Here is a 19630-nt window from a genome sequence, read left to right on the forward strand (position 1 = left end):
CGATGCGCGGTGGTGCGGGCCCACCCATCGACTCCGTCGACCGGAGCCGCTCCGGCGCGGACTCCGCGTGCCCTTTTCGAGAGGAAGCCATGAGTACGAACCAGCCTCCCCAGGCTGCGGCAGCGGAAGCAGGAATCGGGGACATACCGGATGCGCGTCGGCTCCGCACGATCCTGATCACCGTCTCGATCGCGCTGATGGCCGTCATCGCCTCGGTGTCCGGACTCAACGTCGCCCAAACCCACATGGCGGTCGAGTTCGGCGCCTCGCAGAGCACCGTTCTGTGGATCATCAACATCTACACCCTGGCCCTGGCCGCGCTGCTGCTCCCGCTCGGCGCCATCGGCGACCGCGTGGGCCGCAAGCCCATGCTGATCACCGGGCTGGGCGTCTTCGGCGTCGCCGGTGTCGCCGCCGGCCTGGCCCCGACAGCGGAGGTCATGCTGGCGGCGCGCGTGGCCGGTGGTATCGGCGCCGCGATGGTCATGCCGATCACCCTCGCCGTCATCACCTCCACCTTTCCCGAGGAGCAGCGGGGTAAGGCGATCGGCGTATGGACCGGTGTCGCCGGAGGCGGCGGGATCCTGGGCATGTTCCTCTCCGCGCTCCTCGTCGACATCGCGGACTGGCGCTGGCTGTTCGCCCTGCCCGTGGTCCTGATCATCGTGGCCCTGGCCATGACACTGCGGGCGATCCCCAACTCCCGCGAGCGGTCCGCTCATCCCTTCGACACCGTCGGCGCCCTGGTGTCCACGGTCGCCGTGATCGGGCTCATCTTCGTCCTGCAGGAGGGGCCCGAGCGCGGCTGGACCGCCCCCGCGACGCTGATCGCCCTCGCCGTCGGCCTCGTCGCCGCCCTCGGCTTCGTGGCCTGGGAGCTGCGCCGCCGGGACGCCGCGCTGCTGGACGTGCGCCTGTTCGGTGAACGCGGACTGGCCGGCGGCTCCATCACACTGCTGGTGGTCTTCGGCGTTCAGGCGGGCATCGCCGTGGTCCTCTACCCGTTCTTCCAGGCCGTGCTCGGCTGGTCGGGCCTGCTGTCCACGCTTGCGCTGATGCCCATGGCGGTCATGATGATGTCGGCCTCCGGCCTGGCTCCGCGGATGACCGCGCGCATCGGCGCCCGCTCGACCATGGCCGTGGGCGTCGCTCTGGCAAGCGTCGGATTGGCGCTCATGGCCCTGTTCGTCTCCGTTGACGGCGGCTACCCGGCCGTCCTGCCCGGCATGCTCGCCCTGGGCATCGGCATGGGCCTGTCGATGACCCCCTCCACCGAGGCCATCACCGGCTCCTTGCCGCGCGAGAGGCAGGGCGTCGCCTCCGCGCTCAACGATGTCACCCGCGAGTTCGGCACCGCTCTGGGCGTCGCGCTCCTCGGCGCGCTGCTGTCCGCCGGCTACCGCGGCGCCATCGACGGTCGGCTGCACGGCATCCCGCAAGGAGCCGCGGACACCGCCCGCGAAGGCGTGGCCAACGCCGTCGCGGCCGCGGGCCACACCGAACCGTACGCGCGGGATCTGGTCCACGCCGCCCAGCAGTCCTTCGTCGACGGCTGGCAGCAGAGCATGTGGGCCGGCGCCGCTGTCATGGGCGCTCTGCTCGTCTACATCGCCCTGCGCGGACCGAAGAATGCCACGCCCGTGGTCGAGGACGAGGCAGAGTCCACCGGGGCCGTAGCCGTCCGATGACCACGAGGCGGCGATCGCGCTCACGTGAGAGGGCCGCCAGTGGGCGGCCGGTGACGGCGTCGGCCAGTTGAGCCGCCCCCCGGCGCCTGATCGCTCCGCTGGTCGTGTCTGCGCCGGGCCAATCGGCTTCAGCGTGCGCTGCGCGATGGAGTACTCCGCCGCGAGTACGTTCACCACCGTGGCCGGCCATGCGCTTGCGTGGTCGATGTCTTCGAACCTCGGGGCGCCCGACCGCAAGGCCCGCAGCGGCGGCGGTCCCTGCCGGGCGCCCCGCTGGGTGCGCGCATTCCGAAATTTTAGTTTGAGACTCGAATGATCTACTATGCTTCGCAACTCGAACTAAAAGAGGAGAGAGCCCTCATGGGTGCTACAAGCCTGGACACACCACTCGTGCTGCGCAGCGGCTCCACCGTCGCCAACCGCATCGCCAAAGCCGCCATGGAGGAACAGCTCGCCTCCGCCCACCAACTGCCGGGGCCCGGCCTCCACCGCCTGTACCGGCGCTGGGCACACAGCGGCGCCGGCCTGCTCATCACCGGCCATGTCATGATCGACCGGCGCGCGGTCGCCCAACCCGGCGACATCGTCCTGGAGAGCGACACCCCGATCAGCGGCTTCCAAGGCTGGGCCGAGGCGGCCAAGAGCGGCGGCGCGCAGGTGTGGATGCAGATCAACCACCCGGGCCGGGTCGTGCAGGCCGACACCCACGGAAGATCCTGGGCTCCATCCGCCGTGCCGGTGCGCGCCGGGTTCTTCTCCCGCTTCTTCGCACCGCCTGAGGAGATGTCCCAGGCGCAGATCGACGAGGTCGTCGCACGCTTCGCGGCGACCGCCCGCGCCGCCGACCGTGCCGGGTTCGACGGAGTCGAGGTACACGCCGCCCACGGCTACCTCCTGTCGCAATTCCTCTCACCACTGGTCAACCGCCGTACCGACCAGTGGGGCGGGAGCCTGCACGACCGGGCCCGCCTGCTCCTGGCGGTCATCCGACGCATCCGCTCGGCGACGCGCCCCGGATTCGCGGTGGCGGTCAAGCTCAACTCCGCGGACTTCCAACGAGGCGGGTTCGACCTCGGTGACGCCGAGAAGGTCATCGCCATGCTCGCGGCCGAGGAGGTCGACCTCGTCGAACTCTCCGGAGGCAGCGTGGAGAGCCTGGCCACCGCGGGCGCGCCCGCCGACGGCAGCACCCTGCGACGCGAGGCCTACTTCCTGGATCTGACCGCGAGCCTGGCCGACTCCGCCGAGGTCCCCCTGATGCTCACCGGCGGGATCAGGCGACGCTCCGTGGCCCAACGGGTCCTGGACGGCGGATTCGACCTCGTCGGGGTCGCCACCGCCCTAGCCGTCGACCCCGGCTCCGCGGGACGCTGGCTCGATGAGGACGAGGCCGAGGTCCCCGCACCGCGGTCCTCCCTGCGATCGAAACCGCTGCGCGCGTCGGCGGTCCAAGCCGCGACGACCGCCCGAATGCACCGGATGGCCGCCGACCTGCCCGACTGTTCCACCGATGCGCCCTTGCGGGCGCTGGTGGTCGACCGGGTCCGCCGCGGCCGGCAACTGCGCGGCTACCGGCGCTGGTTGCGCCTTCACACCCCTGAAGCTCTGTCGTGACCTCACTTGGGGTGCCTCCTGATCAAACCGGAGAGCAGGGCGAGCGGCTCGCTCGAAAGTGTCGATAGGACGCCGTCATGCGGAGGGGCCGCGCGACCCGCCGCCGAGCAGGGGTGGTAAGCGCCGAACTCGCAGTCGCCGGCGTCGAGGGCGGGGGCCTGCGAGGTGACGGTCGCTGCAGCAGGGGGTGGGCCGGTCGATCACAGTGCCGGGGTGACCCGGTCGAAGACGACGATATGCGCAACTCAGGTTGACATGGATATGCGCGCAACCTAGGTTGACATCATGGATGCGGTTCAGCTTGCGGCCACTGCTTCGGATACCTCGGCCCCCGCCGACGGTCTGCGCGCCGTCGCATCGTTGCGGACGTTGGTCGAGTCATTGGAGCTGCGGCAGGTCGAGCAGGCCCTGAGGTCGGGCGAGTCGTGGTCCTCCATCGCCGCCGCCCTCGGGGTGACCCGTCAGGCCGTCCACAAGAAATACGCGAAACGACTGCGCCACATCAGCGCGCCCGAAAGAGGTCAGCGATGACGAACCCATCGGCGAAGCCGGGGCAGCCCGCTGGGGGCTTCGACCGTACCGCCACCGAGATCGCCGCGAGCCGCGAGGCTGCGCGCACCGGGAACATCGAAGTCGGCTTCGAACACCTGCTACTGGGCGTGCTCGTCACCGGCGGCACGGGCGCCCGCGTGCTCATGGCCGCCGGCGTGGGCCTCTCCGAGGCGCGCTCGGCGATCGACATACTCGTCCGGGAGGACATCGCCCTGCTGGGGATCGACGCGCCCTTGCCAGAACCGTCCGGCACGTCCGGCGCCGGCACTCCCGCGCTCCTTCCGCTCGGCCCCCGTCTGCGAGAACTCGTGGACGACTGCCCGCATGCGGGCGGCGACCGGGCCCTGCTCGCGGCGCTCATCGACGACGAGGGCGGCCGGGTGCGGCGGCTGCTGGAACGGCTGGGCGCCGACACCGGCCGGATCCGCCGCGAGCTCGATGCTCCGGTCGGGACCCAGGACGCCACGGCGCAATCCCACCCCTCCGACGCCCCCTTCTGGGCGGCCGAGGAGGCGCCCGCGGGGTGGGAGTACACCGTCTACGAAAGTCAGGTACCGGTATCCGACGCGCGGCTCTGGCAGCTGGTCAGCGATCCCGAACGACGGGGTGAGTGGGATACGGCCGACGTTTCGTCGCGACAGCTCGGGGATGGCGTCGTCGAGCTGAGCCACAACCAGAACGACGGGGAGACCTACCGGGAGTCGATCACGCACAGCGTTGCGGGCCGGGAGGTCACCTGGGCGCGGTACGAGGGCAAGAGCGCGGCGCCCCGCTCGTTGCGGATCGTCATCGAACCGGTCGGGGACCACGCGCGGCTGCACCTGCGCCTTGGCTGGCCCAATGCGCTGCGGGGCCGGATCTCCAAGCGCGTGGTGCGGTGGGTCGTCCGGCAGAATCTGCGGGCTCACTCCCAGGCGATCGCGCAGGCCGCCGCGTCGTAGCCGCCCCGGGGGCGTCGGCGCGCCGTGTGGCCCGCCGTGCGACCGCGCGGTACGAGACCGCGGCGACCACGGAGCCGGGTGGGATACCCACCGCCTCGCCCGGGCCGAGGCGAGCCGCACAGCGGGCGGAGACCGCCGTGCGCGCCTGGCGGAGGGCACCTTTCACGAGGCGGAGCCGGTGAGCGGCGCAGGGGGTCGAGGAATGAGCAAGTAGGATCCGGCGCCAAGATCCGCTCGGCGATGGGAGCACGGGAGGTGGCGGGAGGACGGCGAGAGCCTCCCTGACCCGATCCACCCGGTCGGTGATTGGTGTGGACCCATCGTGTCGACCTGATTCGGTGGGAGCGTTTCAAGTGAAGCGACAGTACCAGCGGCGGAACCGTCCCGTTCGGTTCGCCGGATGAGGAGTCTGCGATGCGTACCAGCGGAACCCATGAGGAGCACACCCGGGCGGAGGACCTCGCCGCAGCAGTGCCCGGCGTGCTCGAAGCAGCCGTCGCCCCAGGCGAGGAAGGATTGGACGTCTTCGTCGTCGTACAGGCGCCCAAGGCCCTCTTAGAGGTCGGAGCGCACATCCGAAGGGCCGTGGCCCAAGAGATGGGTCTCATCGTTGCGAGGGTCCACTACATGGTCAGGCGGACGTCACCGTTCCCGCACCGCTCGATGGGTCTCATCGTTGCGAGGGTCCACTACCCGCCCGCTCTGCCCCGATCGCCGCAGGGAGACCTCGACCGCACCCGCCTGACGGACCCTGGATGGCGCACCTCACAGGAGGCCGCAGCTCTTTTCCCGACAGGCGGTTCCGGGTCCGACATCCCCGGATCACCCGGGATCCGCCCCACCCCGAGAGCCCAGTGACGCATGCCTGAGGTCCCGCCCCAAAGCCCCGGGACCGCAAAGCCAAGGTCTCTCTCGCGGATTCGATGGTGACGGATCGTCGGATCCTGTCACAATGAGCATCCGGCGACCCGCCCCGATGGCTGCGGTTCGCCTCGTTGCTCAACGGTGAGAGCTTCCGCTCACAGCGTGCGACCGCGCCTCGCGCCGCCGACCTGGCAGTTCTTCGCGTGAGGATCCGGTTTCACGGGACTCGAACCCGTTGAGACCTCCGAAAACGTGACCGAGCGGGATCCACGTGTCTCCTCACCACCCGGCCCCAGTCGTGCACGTGTGCGGCTGGGGCCGGGGCCTCGCTTCGGAAGGCGGGGCCGACGGTTGTGAGGCCTGTCGTCCCGGCGCGTGTGATGAAACGCCGGGCCGGCGATTTCTCTCCTGTCCACCTGTTCCACGGTGGCTACCAGCGCTATGCCGGGGCCACCGCCCGTGCCCTCGAAGCCCGGCGACCCAAGGGCACGGACCTGGCGGCCCGCTCCCGCGAGGACCCGGACGCGGTGGCCGCCGAGCTCGACTCCCGGCCACACGAGGAGCTCGGCCGGTCACTCCCCGGCCGAGCTCCTCGCCAAGCTGCTCGCCGCAACCGGCTGGCCTCACGTGATGCGACGATTCCTCGAATTCACCATTCCAGAACGGGGGCTCGGGGTGCGGTGCCTTCGGTCGCGTGAGTCGGTGGGACGGGCTCAGCGCGGGGCGGCCCCGCCCGCCGCGGTGAGGATCGAGGTGAACGCGGCCGCCAGGGACGCCGCGACGGTCTCGGCCTCTCCGAGGTAGCCGTTCACCATCGCGCCGTCGCGCAGGATCATCAGCTGCCTCGCGGCGGCGTCCATGTCCTCCACGCCCGCCTCCGCCGCGATGCCGGCGAACTCGCCGAGCATCCACGCGCGGTGCGCGTCGACCGTCGCGCGCACCGGGTCCGCCGGGTCGGAGAACTCCGCCGCCGCGTTGATGAACGCGCACCCCCGGAACCCCGGGCTGCAGCTTGCCGCTCCGATGTCGGTCGCCAGTGCGCGCAGCGACTCCACCGGGTCGCCCTCGCGGCGCGTGCCCGCCAGCCACTCCCGCTCCGCGGCGGCCTGCTCCTCCAGGTACGCGACCACGAGATCGCCCTTGGTCCGGAAGTGCCGGTAGAAGGTGACCTTCGTGATCCCGACCTGCTCGATGATGCGGTCGGCGCTCGTCGCGCGGATGCCCTGGGCGTAGAAGAACTCGTTCGCGGCGGCGAGGATGCGCGCTCTCGTCACTGATCCCGACGGCTTGCGCTTCACCGGTTCGGTGATATCGGCGTGCATGTCGCGTGCTCCTGTTCTGGTCCGGCCGGTTGCGCCGGCGCTGCGAGCAGTCTAGAGTCCTCGATGTAGACGAACTAGTAACTCTACATTGAAGCGGCCGAGGAGGAACAACCATGTCCGCAACCCTGTACACCGCCGCCGCGACCTCCACCGGCGACGGCCTGCGCGACGTCACCCTCGCCGTCCCGGCCGCCATGGGCGGATCCGGCGGGGCGACCAACCCCGGCAGCTGTTCCCCGCCGGGGGTCGTCGTGCTTCCGCTCGGCGCTCGAGCTCGTGGCGGCGCGCCGCAACGCGCCCCTGGAGGACTCCGCCGTCACCGCCGAGGTCCCGGTCGTCCCCACGGAGGGCGGCGGCTCCGCGCTGAACGCCGCGCTGCGCGTGCGCGTCGGGAACGGGACCGCCCGGGAGACCGCCCAGGATCTCGCCCGCCGCGGCCCACGAGGTGCCCCTACCCGGCCGCCACCCGCGGCAACGTGCCGCCACCGCCGCTTGACCTATACCCCCACCCCCACTCCCACAGAGGAGAGACATCATGACCGTGTCCGATACGACGGCGCCGACGCAGTTCGGCCAGGCGCTGCGCCGCCTGTACTTCATCCGCTTCGCCTTCGCCGCCGCCTGGGCGGCGCTCATGCTCGCGACCGCGGGCGCCCAGGGGCCGGTGCTCACCGCCCTCCTGGTCGTCTACCCGCTCTTCGACGCCGCCGCCGTCCTGTGGCAGCTGCGGTCCCGGCACCGCGCGCCCGGCGCGCCGCAGGCCGCCGAGTGGGTCAACGTGGTGGTCAGCGTGGCCGTGGCCGTCGCGCTCGGCTGGGCGTCCACGGCGTCCCCCGCCACCGCCCTCGCGGTCTGGGGCGTCTGGGCCGTGGGCTCGGGCATCCCCCAGCTCGTCGCCGCCGTCCGGCAGTGGCGCTCCGGCGGCCAGGTGCCGCAGATCCTCAGCGGCGGTATCTCCGTCCTGGCCGGCGGCGCCTTCCTGGCCCAAGGGCTCCAGGGCTCCGGCGACATCGCGGGGGTCGGCGGCTACGCTGCCGTCGGTGGCGTCTTCTTCCTGATCTCCGCCATCCGTCTGAGCATCCTGCTGCGAAAGAAGGCGTCATGACCGGCACCGGTGAGCACGGGACCGACTACGACCTGATCGTCGTGGGCGCGGGCCCGGTCGGCGAGAACGTCGCCGACTACGCGGCCAGGCGCGGGGTCCGCGTGGCGATCGTCGAATCCGAACTCGTCGGCGGCGAGTGCTCCTACTGGGCGTGCATGCCCTCCAAGGCGCTGCTGCGCAGCGGCCACGCGGTCCGGGCGGCCCGCAGGCTGGCCGGGGCCCGGGAGGCGCTCGGCGGCCCCGTCGACGCCGCCGCCGTCCTGGCCCGGCGGTCCTCATTCGCGAGCCACTGGAAGGACGACGGCCAGGTCGACTGGCTCGCTTCGGCGGGCATCGACCTCATCCGCGGCCGCGGCCGCGTCAGCGGGCCCGGGAAGGTACGGGTCGGCGACCGCGTCCACACGGCGCGGGCGGTCGCCCTGGCCACGGGCTCCGTCCCAGTCCTGCCCCCGATCCCCGGCCTCGCCGCCGCGAAGCCCTGGGGCACCCGCGAGGCGACCTCCACCGACCGCGTCCCACCCCGGCTGGTCATCATCGGCGGCGGGGTGGCGGGCACCGAGCTGGCGTTCGCGTTCTCCTCGCTGGGCTCGCGCGTGACCCTGCTGTCCAACGCGGGGCTGCTCCCCCGCGAGGAGCCCTTCGCGGGGGAGCACGTCGCCGCCTCCCTGGCCGGGGAGGGCGTGGACGTGCGCTTGGGCGTCACGCCGGTACGGGTGGACCGCGACGCCGACGGGATCGCCTCGGTCGTCCTGGACGACGGCACCGCGTTCGCCGCGGAGGAGCTGCTGGTGTCCACCGGGCGCCGCCCGAACACCGGCGACCTCGGCCTGGAGGCGGTCGGCCTCGACCCGGCCGCGGGAGTGGCCGTGGACGACACGATGCTCGTGGACGGCACCGACTGGCTCTACGCCGTGGGCGACGTGAACGGCCGCGCCCTCCTCACCCACCAGGGCAAGTACCAGGCGCGCGCCGCGGGCGAGGCGATCGCGGCGCGGCTGCGCGCAACGCCGCTCGCCGACGGCCCGTGGGGCGCGCACGCCGCGACGGCCGACCACCTGGCGGTGCCCCGCGTCGTGTTCTCCGACCCGGAGGTCGCCGCCGTCGGGCTCTCCGAGGCCGACGCCCGCGACAGGGGGCTGGACGTCCGGGCGGTCGAGTACGACCTCGGGTCGGTCGCGGGGGCCGTGCTCCACGCCGACGGGTATACCGGGCGCGCCAAGATCGTCGTCGACGAGGGCCGGGGCGTGCTCGTCGGCGCGACGTTCGTAGGCCAGGACGTGGCCGAGCTGGTGCATGCGGCGACGGTCGCGATCGTCGGCGAGGTGGCGGTCGACCGGCTCTGGCACGCGGTCCCCGCCTACCCCACCACCAGCGAGGTGTGGCTGCGGCTCCTGGAGGAGTACGGCCGACCGGCCTGACACCGGTGCGCGGCGCGCGAGGGGGCTCCCGGGCGGCATCGCCTGGGAGCCCCCTCGCCGCGCCGTCTCGTGCGCCGCGGGCCACGGCTGGATCTGATCCGGCACCCGCGCCCGCAGGGAGCGGGTGCCTGGTCCTCCGGGAAGCCCTATTCAGAAAAAGCGGCAACGGTGTTGTGGAGCCGTGCCGGAGCCGGTGCGGACCGCCGCCTGCGCTTGGGAGGTCACCGGCCACCGCAGCACGACCACACCCGGCGAACGGCTCCTGCCAGAGACTAGCCGTCGCTCCGTGACTCCTCGGCGGCCTCAGGATCTTTCGCCGCTCCCCCGACGGACTTTCCGGAAGGCGGATAAGCGTCGCGCAGACGGCGCATGGTCGCCGTCACGACGGAACGGACATCCGTCTCGTGCAACGGGGCGGAGAACAGCGCCGAACTCAACGAGAAGCCCTCGATCAGGGCGAACAGCAGGAGCGCCTCGCGGTGCAGCGCCTCCTCGTCGATAGCGCGGTCGGCCAGCGCCTCGCGCAGCAGCGAGCGGACCACCTCTGCGCCCGCGAGGGACGTCGCGGCGATGTCGGCCGCGAGCTCCGGGTCCGTGCGCGCCATGACGCGGTATTCGACGAGGGCGATGTTCTCCCGGCGCTCCTGCTCGCTGGTCGGCGCGGCGAAGGTGATCACATCCGCGATCCGTGCCACCGGGTCGTCGGACATCGTCGCCTCGCGGCGCGCGACGCGCTGCGTGAGGACGCCCAGCGTGAAGCGCATGACCTCGCGGACGGTGTCGCCGAAGTAGTGTCGGATGCTCCCGATGGCCAGGCCGGTTCGTGCGGCGATCCGGGCGAGGGTCACCGAGCGGATCCCATGCGCGGCGATCTCGTCGATCACGGCGTCGGCGACCTGCTCTCGGCGGACATCCGGGTCGACTCTCTTAGGCATGACACCATCCTAGACATTTTTTGGCATGCCCGTGCTATTTTATTTAGCATGAGAATGCTAGATAGACCTCGTGGCGGTGCTCCGTCCCGTTACGATCCCGGACAGGGCGGGACATGAACGACCGGCACGCCCCCTGGACCGGTGCGGCGCGGAAGGATCCCCACTGTTTCGACGGGCTCGAAGGCCTCGACGGCGATGCGGAAGCGTGGTCGACGCCCGATCCGGAGCCGGGCTCGCCGTTGCCACCGTTCCGCCCCTCCCTCTCGCCGCAGCGCACACGATTCGCGATCGACCTTCCCGATGCGTCGACGGCGACGGTCGATATCGATCACATGTGGGGCCGGGCCTCGCTCTACCGGGACGACGGGCACGTGCAGACCTCCGACATGCCGGTCCCGTTCCCGCTCGGATCGGACGGCATCGAGGTCGCCGCGAGCAGGTACGGGCAGCGGATTCACCTGATCAGCGCGGACGGCAGCCGGCGACGTCTCGATCCCGCTCCAGGGACGCCCGAGCACTGGCGCGCCCAACTCTCCCGCCGGCACCGGCTCCTGGATGCCGAGACCGAGGGGATCGAGAGCCGACATCCCCGCGCTGACCGGTCACGTCGCCGCCCTATCGGGCATCTCAGCGCCCCTGACCCGAGAACGATCCGTCAACCGCCGCGCCCTCGTACACGACCGTGGCCCGGCATAGGAGAAACGCATGCGATCACATCCTCGCCTCCCACATCGATCCCGACACCCCGAGACCGTGCTCGCCGCGTCCGCGGCGGCTGGTCTCCTCCTGCTCGCCGGATGCACGCCCGCTTCTCCCGCATCGAACTCCGGCGCGGATGCGGACCTCGGCGCCTACCTCGGGCAAGAGCTCGACTGGACCGGGTGCGAGGACACCGCGACGAGCGCGGCGGACGCCGAGCTGTTCGCGAACCCGGCGCTCGAGTGCGCCTCGGTCGAGGTTCCGATCGACTACGACGAGCCGGAGGGCGAGAGGGCGCAGGTCGCGCTCCTGCGCCTCCCCGCGACAGGCGAGGCCGAGGGCTCGCTGCTGATCGACCCGGGCGGACCCGGAGGATCCGGCACCGGCTTCATCGCGTCCACCCTGCCGCTGTGGCAGGCGAGCCCCGTCGCCGAGCGCTTCGACATCGTCGGTTTCGACCCGCGCGGGATCGGGGCGTCGGCCCCCGCTCTCGACTGCTACACCGACGAGGAGTACGACGCGGGCGACGTGCCGCGGTTCGGCGCGGTGTACGAGGTCACGAGCGCCGAGGAGGCGGCCGAGCTCGCAGAGCGCTGCACCGACGGCTCCGGCGGCGTCGGGAACCTCGTCAACGCCGGGTCGACGAATGTCGTGCGCGACATGGACATCATGCGAGAGGTGCTCGGCGACGAGAAGCTCACCTACCTCGGCTACAGCTACGGCTCCGAGCTCGGCGCCATGTACGCCGCGACCTACCCTGAGAAGGTCCGTGCGATCGTGCTCGACGGCGCCGTCGCACCCGACCTGACGGCGAGCGAGTTCCGCGTCTCCTCATTCGCCGGCCTGCAGGCACGGTTCGACGACCTCGCCGCACTCTGCGCGGAATCACCCGACTGCGTTCTCGGCCCCGACCCCGCCGCTGCGAACGACCGCCTGCACGAGATCGTCCAGCCGCTCATCGAGACACCGGCGGCGACCGCCGGCGGCCGGGACGTGAGCGTCTGGGACGTCTACCTCGGCATCAGCGGTGGACTGTACTCCGAAGCGAAATGGCCCGAGGTCATCTCCGCCCTGACCGCGCTCGAGGCAGGCAACGCCGACGAGATGCTCGCCCTGCGCGACGCGTTCTACGCCCGCACGGCGGACGGCGCCTACGGCATGGACTTCGACACGAACATCGCTGTGCGCTGCATGGACTCGCCCCGTCTGACGCCGGGGGAACAGACCGCGCTCGCACGCGAGATCGGGGAGGTCGCGCCGATGTTCGACCTCGACGTGTTCACGGCGGGCAACTACCACAGCGAATGCGAGGCGTGGCCCGCGCCGCCGACACGCGACGAGCCCTGGCTCGCCGATGTCGAAGGCCTCCCGGAGACGCTCGTCGTGTCGGTCACCGGCGATCCGGTCACGCCGCACGAGGGCGGCATCGCGATGGCGCGAGCTCTCGACGCAAGCCTGCTCACAGTCGACGGCAAGCAGCACGGCGCCTACCTCCTCGGCGGCAGCGAGTGCGTCGACGACGTGGTCGATGCGTATCTCCTCGACCTCGAATCCCCGCCCACCGACGCCCGTTGCAGCCTGTGACGCGCTCGACTCCGGCATGGCCGCCCCGGTGCCGACGACTCGCGGGGCCCGCTTCCCTTGCTGGTCGGCATGTTCGGGTCGGCCACCCTGTCTGCGGTCATCCTGAACAAGGCGATGAGCGCGGTCGTGGTCCTGTTCGCCTGCCTGCCCGTCTGACGGCCGTGCCCGTCTCGGAGCTGGCCCGCGCGCTGGCCGGTGGCGGTCAACCTGCTGGCCGGAGCCTGCTGAGTGCCTGGGTCGGGGAGTCCTGGACGGTACGCATGCGCAACTTCACCCTGTACAAGGTCCTGGTGGAGTTGATGGTCCTCATCGCCGTCACCCTGGTGGCCACCCACACCCCCACCCTGGGAACCCCTCTCCTTGCCCGCGTGGGAGCTGCTGATCTCCATGAACGTGCTGCTGTTCGCCGTGGACATCAAGATGGCGGGGCCCCTATCCCTGTCGTTGCTGGTGTCGCTGCCGGCCATGCTGTGGGGTGGTGGGCTCGGTCATCCACGCCCTTGTGAGTGGGCTTCTACTCAGGGTGGCCGGATCGCTGTAACCGCCCTACCGGTGGCCGAGACCGGCCGGTTCCCCTGACACGGTGGACCGGCCGGTTACCGTACCCGTGACAGGTACCCCTAGCAGGGAGACCACCATGGGCAAGCACGATAAACCCGACACACCACCCGACACCGGGCGCGGCGGCGACAGCGACGGCCAGCAGGGCACCAAACACGGCTCGGAAGGCATCCCACCGCAGAGCGGTGACGGGCAAGGCGGGACCCCGTCGACGTGACAGCCGGCGCACGGATCGCCCGGGTCCTCTCCAGCCGGGGCGTGATCCAAGATCCGGCGTGGCACCGGGCCGTTCTCAGCGTGGACCGCGACGCGTTCGTCCCGGATGTGGTGTGGGCCGAGGAGCCGTCCACCGGCCTGTACGCCCCCTATCCGCGCGATGCCGACCCGGACGTTCATCGGTGGCTGGGTGAGGACGTTTCGCTCGTCACCCAGGTGGACGACGGGCACCCGGCCGCTGCTGGAGGCCGGGGATACACACCGACGAGTTCCCTCTCGCAGCCCAGCCTGGTCGTCGCCATGCTCCAAGTGCTCGACGTCGAGGACGGGCACCGGGTGTTGGAGGTCGGCACCGGCTCCGGATACAACACCGCCCTGTTGTGTTCGCGGCTGGGTGCGGGGAACGTGACCTCCGTCGAGGTGGACGCCGACGTAGCGGCCGACGCCGAGAAAAACCTGGCCGCCACCGGGTACACGCCGCACCTGATCGTGGGAGACGGCGCCGCGCCGGTGGCCGGTGGCCCCTACGACCGGGTGCTGTCCACCGTGGCCGTCCAGACGATTCCCGCCGCGTGGCTGCAAGCTCTCGGCCCCGGCGGGGTGATCGTGACCCCCTGGACCCCCGGGCCGGGTTTCGCGTCGTCGGTCCTGCTGCGCCTGATCGTAGACGAGACCGGGGACGCTCACGGCCGGGTTGTCGGGGACGCCGCGTTCATGATGCTGCGCGCCCACCGCCCGGACCGGTTAGGGTACGGCGCGTTCGTGGACGAGGACGCGCCCGGCGTTGCAGAGGGCACGACCGCCACGAACCCGCGATGGGTCACCGACCCCCACCCGGGGTGGAAGGTGGTGCTCGGCCACCTCGTACCGCACATCGGATACGCCTCCTACGAAGCCGCCCCGGACAACACCACGGCCGCGGGGGAGGCGACCGTCTACGTGTTCGACCGGGCCGGCACGTCGTGGGTGCTCGGCGAGTACACCCCGGCGGGCGGCCCGTATGAGGCGAAGCGGCACGGCCCCCGAGACCTGTGGGCGGAGATCGCCGCCGCCCGGGATGTGTGGGAACGGTTAGGCAGACCGAGGCGCGACCGGCTGGGAGTGACCGTGGCCGCCGATGGTGACCAAACCCTGTGGGTGGACGGCCCCGGCAACTCGGTCATCTCCCCTTGTAATGGCTAGGCAAACGTCAGCGGCCCATCACGCCGCCCTCCATTCATCATCCAGAATGGAATGCACGATGGAATCACGCCATGCGCCACGGGTCCGCAGGTGCCGGCGGATGCGCCCCTCTTCGATCATCCCTACGCGCTCCATCACTCGCTTCGACGCGAGGTTGTCCGGTGACCGCGCTCCCCACAACCGGTTCAGCTCCAGCGTGTCGAACCCGAGGGCGAGAAGCAGTTGGACGAGTTCTACGCCGAGGCCACGTCCCCACATGTCCGGTCGTAGAGCGAATCCGACCTGCCCGCTGTGGGGGCGCTCGTCGACCCCCAATCGGGCTGCGCCCACGAGTTCATCCGCGCTGTCCGCAACGGCCACCATGTACACGCTGCGCGACACCATCGCAGCGTCCCCGGCCGCGGAACTGATTATGGCCTCGCACTGGTCGAAGGTGCGAGGCTCGAAGGACAGATGCCGGGTCGCCGCCTCGTCCCCATAAACCGCGAACAGACCAGCCGCGTCGGACGGGCGAAACTCTCGAAGCCGAAGGCGCGAACCCTGTACGTCGATCACGCCCCGAGGCTAGCGCCCCGGTGTGAGCGCGGCGGCAGACGCCTGCCCGTAGCCCTCGATCTGCTGGCGGAGCGTGTTGGCCGTTCGGCTACCGGCGAAGCGAGAATCCCGTAGCGCGCCGTGGACACGCATGGCGCTGGCCACAACCCCAGCGACGCGCTGGTCCACAGGCAGCGCCAGCACCTGGGAAAGCGCATCGGCTGCGCCGTCCGCATCCCCTTGCGTCGCCCGGACGAACGCCAGATCCGACCGTGCGCCTGCGTCGTCGCCATAGGCCCAGTCGTCCGACTGGCCGGCAGCCGCTTCCTCGTAGGCGTTGATCGCTTCGATCGCTGCCTGCTCTGCCGCCTCCTCCTGCCCCGGAATCCAGATCCGCGTGTCGGCCCCGTAATAGAGCTGGCGGCAGCGGGCGAACCGCATGAGCCCGCCGAAGGCATCTAGATCGTCGTGCTCCGCGGCGTCTTGTAGGTCGGTCGCCGCGTCGAGGTCCTGGGATGCGCGTTCCCCATGGCCGAGGGCTGCCCACGTGCGGGCGCTCTGTGCCAGCAGCCATACGCCGGCTGTGCCAGTGTGGGGGGTTGCCAAGTCCCGCCCCAGTTGCGCGTACCGCGAGGCTTCCGACGTCCAACCAGCCCAGTAGGCCATGAGGGACTGTTGGGCGCGGATACGCACGCGTAGTCCGTTGTGATCCGCGTTGTCGGCACAGACATAGGCGGTCCGGGCCTGTTTCATGGCTGCCCTGGGGTCTCCCAGGTCGTGACTGGCTTTGGCGAGCATCAATGAGAGCAGGCCCGCGAGCATGTATAGGTCTTTGGTCTGGTTCGGTTGCTGTCGGCCCTCCAAGAGGACGAAGGCGATGTTCTGGGCTTCGATAAGGTCCCCGAGCACATGGTGAAGCGGGCTACGCGGGTAGACGCTGGCGATGCGCTGTACCTCGTCGGACAGCTCCGCGAGCGTCTCGGGGCCGACGTTGGTTCCTTCGGCGAGGGCGGCGAACCGCAGTGCCCTCTGAGCGGCCATGGCGACCTGCCTTTCTGAGGTGGGATGGTCGACAGCGGTCGGGGTGAAGAACGGCTTCCGTGCCGGCTGTTTCGGCGAGGGGAGGGTATCCGTCCCGTACTGCGCGGTTCGGAGACGAGCGAGGATTTCGCGTTCGTGCCGGTCAAGCCGATCGAACCCGTAGGGGGTGAGAAGGCGCAGAGGTGACGTGCCGTATATCTCTGCCAGGGCGATGATCTGGGATGCGTGAGGGGCCTTGCCGCCCTCTGGCCACAGCTCGATTCGGCTCAGTGTGGCCTGTTCCAGAGGAAGTCCGGACTTCTCTTTGTAGCGCTCAGCCACTTCAGACTGGCTCCAGCCGCTCATCATCCGGTAAGCGGCCAGGGGAGAGCAGTTGCTCCCGTGCCGGATCTCATCCGCGATTTCGTCATCGTCGCGCCCCTGGCGACGCATTTGATCACAGAGACGAGTCGTGTCCTTCTTCGTCCACCCCACGCGGGTCTCCTCCGGATCCCGTAAGGAAGATTGCCCGATCTTTGGAGCTCAGGCAGCTTCACCTTCATCGACGGCCGCACCCCCGTCACCCCGTTCAAGGGCAAATACGCCGCCAAGACCCCGCAGGTGTTCGACCTGATCCGGGCTGGCTGGGAAAACGCCGGCGTCGCCGCGGCCCCTCATCCGCGAAGCCCGCGGTGTGGGTGTCGACGTCTCCAAGCTCACGACCAACGGTGTGTGGGCGTCCTCCGACCGGGCGTGCGGGCGCATGTTCGACCGGCTCACCGGGGCGGGGTTGTTGGAGAACCGGTTGTTCGTGCCGTTGGTGATGGTGTCCATCAGGGAGCAGACGACCCCGCTGGATGATGTCGCCCGCATCATCCGTCACGTCACCCGGGAGTTCACCGACCGGGAGGTGAACGTCTGCGTGTCGTCCTTGGCCGACCCGGCCACCCGGGAGCACAGGGTGTACCGACTCATCGAGCTCTACGAGGACGCTTATGGGGAGTTCCCGCACGATCGGGTGCACTCCACGATGCGTGTCCACCTGCCCAACGAGCGCCTGGACGGCCAAGCGACCATCGACCGGCCCGGCCACACCCCCATCTCGGCGTGGATGCGGCGCTGCTATGACTGCTTCGCCCCCACCGTCGGCCCCTACGTCCTCCCCACGTCCCTGGTCAAGCAGGACGGTGACTTCTACTCCTGTGCGGCGTTCGACGTCCCGGAGAACCTGCGGTTCGGCAACGTGTTCACCCAGCCGCTGCGCGAGATCATCCACGCCACCAACCAGTCCGCCTACGTGCGGCGCCTGCGCACCGTCGCCGACCTCACCGCCGCAGTGTGGGAGCGAACCGACCCCACGGCCGCCCGCATCGCCGACCACGAGTACTACCTGCGCCGCCGCTCCCCCTCCCCCACGCGGCGACGCCGCTTCGACCACGCCGCCGACCTCCTTATCAAGGGCGGGCTGAACGACGACGACACCCTGGTCGACATCGCGGCCGGCTGGACCGAGCTGGACCAGGTGCTGCGCATCGACCACCGGTGGCGGGGCCGCTACATCCGGGTGGACGGGGCGATGGACGGCGTCGAACTCAACACGTGGGAGCCCCCGTTCGCGCGGGAGTGGTTCGCCGCGCTGGAGATCATCGAGCACCTGGCCGACCCCGCCCGCCTCGTCTCGGAACTCGTGAACGCGGCCACGAAGGGGGTCATCATCACCACCCCCAACCCCGCGGTGATCGACGTGCGGGCGATGGACCCCACCCACATCACCCCCGTCAGCCGCGAGGAACTGGAGGCGTGGGGGTTCAAAGTCCGCGCCGAAAAGTTGTACCGGTTCGGCGGTGACGGCCTGATCGCCCACCGATACGTTGCTGCCACCAGCGAGAACACCGACAAGGACAGGCGCGCATGAACCTGCTCATCACCGGCATCACCACCCCCTCCTCCATCGCCTACGCCGTCGCCGAGGAGGCCATGAACCAGGGGCACGAGGTGCTGTTGACCAACCCGCCGGGCCGGGCGCTGAGCATCTGCGAACGCGTCGCCAAACGCCTCCCCAAAGACCCGGTGGACATCTTGGCGATGGACGTCACCGACCCCGACCAGATCACCGACACCGCCCACAAGGTCGCCGGCCACTGGGGCCACATCGACGGGCTGTTCCACTCCATCGCCTACGCACCCGAGGCCGCGCTCGGCGGCAATTTCCTCACCACCGAATGGGAGGACGTCGCGACCGCCATCCACGTCTCCGGCTACTCGTTGAAGGCCCTCGCGGTCGGGTTCCGCAACCTGCTGACGAAAGCGCCCGAGGGTGCCGGGGTCGTGTCGCTGACGTTCGACGCGTCGGTGGCCTGGCCGGTCTACGACTGGATGGGCTCGCCAAGGCCGTCCTGGAGAACTCAACGAAGTACCTCGCCCGCGACCTCGGAGGCGAGAACATCCGGGTCAACACCATCTCCGCCGGGCCGATCGCCTCCCTCGCGGGCAGCTCCATCCCCGGGTTCAGCACACTCGCGGAAGCCTGGGGTGACCACTCCCCCCTCGGATGGGACACCAACGACTCCACCGTCGTGGCCGGGCCGGCCCTGTTCCTGATGTCGCCCGCCGCGCGCGGCATCACGGGAACGACCCTGCACGTCGACGGCGGCTACCGCGCCATGGGCGCACCCCTCCGATAGCCGTTACCGCCTGCTACGACGACCCCCCTGGGGGACCGCCATGCCCGACCAGCCGTGGACGTCCGCGCCCATGTCCGTCATCGACCTGGAAGGCACCGGCGCCCAAGACCGCGACAACGAGGCGATCCTTGAGATAGCGGTGGTCCCCCTGGTAGGAGGTTCCCCCGACTCGGCGGCAGGGTGGGAGACCCTCATCAACCCCGGCCGCCCGATCCCGAGGAAACCATGGATCTCCCCCGGCCTCACCGACGACGGGCTCGGTGACGCTCCCACACCCGCCGAGATCGCCCCGACGTTGGCGACCATGGCGGACGGCCGCTATCTGGTGGGCCATAACGTCGGGGTGGACTGGCGGCTCCTGCACCGCCGCCACCCCGACGTCCAGCCGGCAGGGCTGATCGACACCATGCGCCTGGCCCGCAAGACCGAAGGCAAGGCGCCGAAATCTTTGGGGGCGTTGGTCGACAGGTACGGGCTCCGCGACCGCATCACCGACCTCGTGCCGGACGGGCGACCGCACCGGGCCATGTGGGACACCGTCGCCGCCGGGCTCCTCCTGCCGGTGCTGGTCGCGGAGCTGTGGGAGAACCCGCCGACCATCAAGGCGTTGCTCGACACCGCAGGGCTGCCGCTCGGGAACGAACCGGTCGGGTTCGAGCAGCCCCCGCTGCTGTAGCGCGCTTACCCTGATCCCGGCCGGGTGGTCGTCCT

At 70.5% G+C, this 19630-nt stretch carries 16 protein-coding genes and 2 pseudogenes; 14 read left to right on the plus strand and 4 right to left on the minus strand.

Translation table 11 applies throughout. From position 1 onward, the window contains the following. The first annotated feature begins 89 nt into the window (after window positions 1-89). The 5 genes and pseudogenes from ACFO4E_RS10840 to ACFO4E_RS30160 form a co-directional block, all read left to right on the plus strand. The gene (locus ACFO4E_RS10840) at window positions 90-1688 is read left to right on the plus strand and encodes an MFS transporter (protein WP_378573501.1); all 1599 of its coding nucleotides are present in this window, start codon (window positions 90-92) and stop codon (window positions 1686-1688) included. A 360-nt stretch (window positions 1689-2048) separates the two neighbouring features. After that, entirely contained in the window at window positions 2049-3302 is a 1254-nt protein-coding gene (locus ACFO4E_RS10845) for an oxidoreductase (RefSeq protein WP_378573503.1), read from the plus strand. Between the two features lie 285 nt (window positions 3303-3587). Continuing rightward, a complete protein-coding gene (locus ACFO4E_RS10850) occupies window positions 3588-3833 on the plus strand; it encodes a hypothetical protein (protein ID WP_378573504.1) in 246 nt (81 codons plus the stop codon). Then, complete coding sequence (locus ACFO4E_RS10855) at window positions 3830-4795, plus strand: SRPBCC family protein (RefSeq protein ID WP_378573506.1); 966 nt, start codon at window positions 3830-3832, stop codon at window positions 4793-4795. Before ACFO4E_RS10850 ends, ACFO4E_RS10855 begins: the two co-directional genes overlap by 4 nt. A gap of 1343 nt (window positions 4796-6138) precedes the next feature. Further along, window positions 6139-6271, plus strand: a pseudogene (locus tag ACFO4E_RS30160) (IS30 family transposase); the annotation flags it as partial. Between the two features lie 101 nt (window positions 6272-6372). On the opposite strand, the gene ACFO4E_RS10860 reads toward ACFO4E_RS30160, so the two are convergent. Continuing rightward, a complete protein-coding gene (locus ACFO4E_RS10860; protein WP_378573508.1) occupies window positions 6373-6981 on the minus strand; it encodes a TetR/AcrR family transcriptional regulator in 609 nt (202 codons plus the stop codon). 535 nt (window positions 6982-7516) lie between these two features. Here ACFO4E_RS10860 and ACFO4E_RS10865 point away from each other — a divergent pair. Together ACFO4E_RS10865 and ACFO4E_RS10870 are read left to right on the plus strand one after the other, a co-directional pair. Beyond that, window positions 7517-8086: a hypothetical protein gene (locus tag ACFO4E_RS10865; protein WP_378573510.1), complete on the plus strand. Its 570-nt coding sequence runs from the start codon at window positions 7517-7519 to the stop codon at window positions 8084-8086. Beyond that, entirely contained in the window at window positions 8083-9504 is a 1422-nt protein-coding gene (locus ACFO4E_RS10870; RefSeq protein WP_378573512.1) for a dihydrolipoyl dehydrogenase family protein, read from the plus strand. Before ACFO4E_RS10865 ends, ACFO4E_RS10870 begins: the two co-directional genes overlap by 4 nt. A 272-nt stretch (window positions 9505-9776) precedes the next feature. Here ACFO4E_RS10870 and ACFO4E_RS10875 read toward each other — a convergent pair whose 3' ends face one another. Further along, window positions 9777-10439, minus strand: a complete 663-nt coding sequence (locus tag ACFO4E_RS10875; protein WP_378573514.1) for a TetR/AcrR family transcriptional regulator — start codon at window positions 10437-10439, stop codon at window positions 9777-9779. 705 nt (window positions 10440-11144) lie between these two features. Between ACFO4E_RS10875 and ACFO4E_RS10880 the strand changes: the two genes are divergently transcribed. The 4 genes from ACFO4E_RS10880 (at window position 11145) to ACFO4E_RS10895 (ending at window position 14681) form a co-directional block, all read left to right on the plus strand. Further along, entirely contained in the window at window positions 11145-12722 is a 1578-nt protein-coding gene (locus ACFO4E_RS10880) for an alpha/beta hydrolase (protein WP_378573516.1), read from the plus strand. A 387-nt stretch (window positions 12723-13109) separates the two neighbouring features. After that, a complete protein-coding gene (locus ACFO4E_RS10885; protein WP_378573518.1) occupies window positions 13110-13301 on the plus strand; it encodes a hypothetical protein in 192 nt (63 codons plus the stop codon). 58 nt (window positions 13302-13359) lie between these two features. Next, window positions 13360-13500, plus strand: a complete 141-nt coding sequence (locus ACFO4E_RS10890) for a hypothetical protein (protein ID WP_378573519.1) — start codon at window positions 13360-13362, stop codon at window positions 13498-13500. Then, window positions 13497-14681 (plus strand): methyltransferase domain-containing protein, encoded by a 1185-nt coding sequence (locus ACFO4E_RS10895; RefSeq protein ID WP_378573521.1) that lies wholly within the window; start codon window positions 13497-13499, stop codon window positions 14679-14681. The genes ACFO4E_RS10890 and ACFO4E_RS10895 overlap by 4 nt, the downstream gene beginning before the upstream one ends. An 18-nt stretch (window positions 14682-14699) precedes the next feature. Here the strand turns inward: ACFO4E_RS10895 and ACFO4E_RS10900 are convergent, their stop codons facing one another. Both ACFO4E_RS10900 and ACFO4E_RS10905 read right to left on the minus strand, forming a co-directional pair. Beyond that, the gene (locus tag ACFO4E_RS10900; RefSeq protein ID WP_378573523.1) at window positions 14700-15236 is read right to left on the minus strand and encodes a GNAT family N-acetyltransferase; all 537 of its coding nucleotides are present in this window, start codon (window positions 15234-15236) and stop codon (window positions 14700-14702) included. A 9-nt stretch (window positions 15237-15245) separates the two neighbouring features. Next, complete coding sequence (locus ACFO4E_RS10905; protein ID WP_378573525.1) at window positions 15246-16730, minus strand: helix-turn-helix domain-containing protein; 1485 nt, start codon at window positions 16728-16730, stop codon at window positions 15246-15248. A gap of 199 nt (window positions 16731-16929) precedes the next feature. Between ACFO4E_RS10905 and ACFO4E_RS10910 the strand changes: the two genes are divergently transcribed. The 3 genes and pseudogenes from ACFO4E_RS10910 to ACFO4E_RS10920 all read left to right on the plus strand — a co-directional run bounded on the left by ACFO4E_RS10910 (window position 16930) and on the right by ACFO4E_RS10920 (window position 19595). Further along, window positions 16930-18150, plus strand: a complete 1221-nt coding sequence (locus ACFO4E_RS10910) for an SPASM domain-containing protein (RefSeq protein ID WP_378573527.1) — start codon at window positions 16930-16932, stop codon at window positions 18148-18150. Then, window positions 18147-18919: pseudogene (locus tag ACFO4E_RS10915) on the plus strand (SDR family oxidoreductase). Before ACFO4E_RS10910 ends, ACFO4E_RS10915 begins: the two are co-directional and overlap by 4 nt. A gap of 40 nt (window positions 18920-18959) precedes the next feature. After that, complete coding sequence (locus ACFO4E_RS10920; RefSeq protein ID WP_378573529.1) at window positions 18960-19595, plus strand: 3'-5' exonuclease; 636 nt, start codon at window positions 18960-18962, stop codon at window positions 19593-19595. The last annotated feature ends 35 nt before the right edge of the window (window positions 19596-19630 follow it).

The organism is Nocardiopsis mangrovi (assembly GCF_042653925.1).
Taxonomy (GTDB): domain Bacteria; phylum Actinomycetota; class Actinomycetes; order Streptosporangiales; family Streptosporangiaceae; genus Nocardiopsis_B; species Nocardiopsis_B mangrovi.